This is a genomic window from Billgrantia desiderata, assembly GCF_900108215.1.
GTDB lineage: Bacteria > Pseudomonadota > Gammaproteobacteria > Pseudomonadales > Halomonadaceae > Halomonas > Halomonas desiderata.
Window position 1 is genome coordinate 1 of the sequence record NZ_FNVC01000052.1, and the last position, 2,015, is coordinate 2,015.

A 2,015-nucleotide genomic window follows, 5' to 3' on the forward strand; every position below is an offset into this window, starting at 1 on the left:
CCCTTGACCGATCAGTCAGACAGGACTGCCGCCTGACTTGCCGTACACAGGATTTGAGTGCGCCAGGCAAAGCCTGGACATCCGGGAAACCGAGAAGGTGGAAAGGATGTCGTGAAACCCAGTGGGTGAAAGTCCCACCCGGCCAAGGCTAGCCACCAGCCGGCAGCGAGTGTTGCGTGGTGTCGGGTAACCGCCGCTGCGAAGCGTACACAGCGAGTGGATAGGCCGTGTGATAGAGCCCCGAAATTGTGGTAGTGGCAGTCGCCGACAGTTTTCAAATGCTGGAAGGCAACACGACCCTGCCGTATGGCTTGGCAGGGAAGGGCCGCCGGGGTCGAAGAGCAGGGCATGTCCATACAGGGGTTTCCCAGGAACCTGGGAGGCCCGTCCTTCTCCTCTGAACGACAAAGGTACAGGCATGGGGCTGCCTGCGGCGAAAGCTCCCGGTCCGGTGCTGTCGTGCCTGACGGTACCGGAAGCAAACAACAGGCACTCAGGGGGTACGGCCAGGCGACCATAAGGAGCCAGCCGGATGGAAGGGCGGGAGTCGGAGTCGCTCATAGTACCGAAGAAGGCGGGGAACCTACTCGACGGGACCCGCTGGAGGGAAGGGGCGGCCAATCATCAGAACTGCACGAGGGCAACATGACAGGTGCACAGGAACCTGAGGTCATGTCCACGAAACAAGTGCGGATAGCAGCGCTGGCAGAGCGCTTCCCGCAGCGTGCCTTCACGTCACTGGCGCATCATATCGACGCCCAGTGGCTGAGGACGGCCTACCTGATGACGCGCCGTGACGGCGCCGTCGGGATCGACGGCCAGACGGCGGACGACTTCGCGCGCGACTTCGAGGCTAACGTCCAGCGTCTGCTGGAAGCGGCCAAGAGCGGTCGCTACCGGGCGCCGCCGGTGCGGCGCGTCAATATTCCCAAGGGAGACGGGCGCTCCACACGGCCGATTGGCATTCCTACCTTCGAAGACAAGGTCCTGCAACGTGCCGTGGTGGCCCTGCTGGAGCCGCTCTATGAGCATGATTTTCACGAGTGCTCGTATGGTTTCCGGCCGGGGCGCTCGGCGCATCAGGCCATCGGAACGGTGAGGAATGGCCTGATGTCGATGGGCGGAGGCTGGGTCATTGATCTGGACATCAAAGCCTTCTTCGACACGATCGACCACCAGCACCTGCGTGCGTTTCTGCAGCAACGAGTGAAGGACGGCGTGATCCTCCGCCTGATCGGCAAGTGGCTCAAGGCCGGGGTATTGGACGCCGGGCAATGGCAGAAGGGCGAGATAGGCAGCCCACAAGGGGGTGTGATTTCCCCCTTGCTGGCGAATGTCTACCTCCACTACGTGCTGGATGAGTGGTTTGAGCAAGACGTCAAACCACGCCTGCGCGGACGAGCATTCTCGGTGCGCTTCGCCGATGATGCCGTGCTCGCCTTCAGCAACGAAGCTGATGCCCGCAAGGTGCTGGAGGTACTGGCCAAGCGCTTTGCGCGCTTCGGCCTTACCCTGCACCCGACCAAGACTCGGCTGGTACGGTTTCGGCCACATCGCGAGCTACGGGCCGAGACCTTCGACTTCCTGGGCTTTACCTATTACTGGGGGAAGTCCCTGCGTGGACGCTGGATCATCAAGCAGAAAACGGCCAAGGACCGGTTCAAGCGAGGCCTGAAGCGAATTTCGCTGTGGTGCCGAGCCAACCGCCACCTGCCCCTGCGTGATCAGCACCGCCAACTCTGTCGAAAGGTTATGGGGCACTATGCGTACTACGGGATAACCCACAACATCGAGTCTCTGCAACGCTTCCAATACAGGGTTCAGACAACCTGGATCAAGTGGCTCAGGAGGCGATCGCAGAGAGGATGGTTCCCGTGGGAGAAGGCAAGGCAACTGTTGCTGACACTCCCGTTACCGCGAGGAGTTAAGCTCAAGTCTTGTGTATGGAGGGAAGTAGAGAGGGTGGCGTATCCTGCTGATTGATCACGCCAGATCACAACCAGCATAGGATGGAT

1 protein-coding gene is annotated in these 2,015 nt (G+C 60.9%); it reads left to right on the plus strand.

Features of this window, described 5'->3' with window-relative positions; genetic code table 11:
* The first annotated feature begins 672 nt into the window (after positions 1 to 672).
* Positions 673 to 1,983 carry a group II intron reverse transcriptase/maturase gene (ltrA, locus tag C4S71_RS22230; RefSeq protein ID WP_200825357.1) on the plus strand — a complete coding sequence of 437 codons (1,311 nt, stop codon included), beginning with the start codon at positions 673 to 675 and terminating at the stop codon, positions 1,981 to 1,983.
* The last annotated feature ends 32 nt before the right edge of the window (positions 1,984 to 2,015 follow it).

What these genes read in the sequence shown, in the direction of transcription:
- ltrA (WP_200825357.1), top strand. Translation starts at nt 673, where the DNA reads ATGTCCACGAAACAAGTGCGGATAGCAGCGCTGGCAGAGCGCTTCCCG.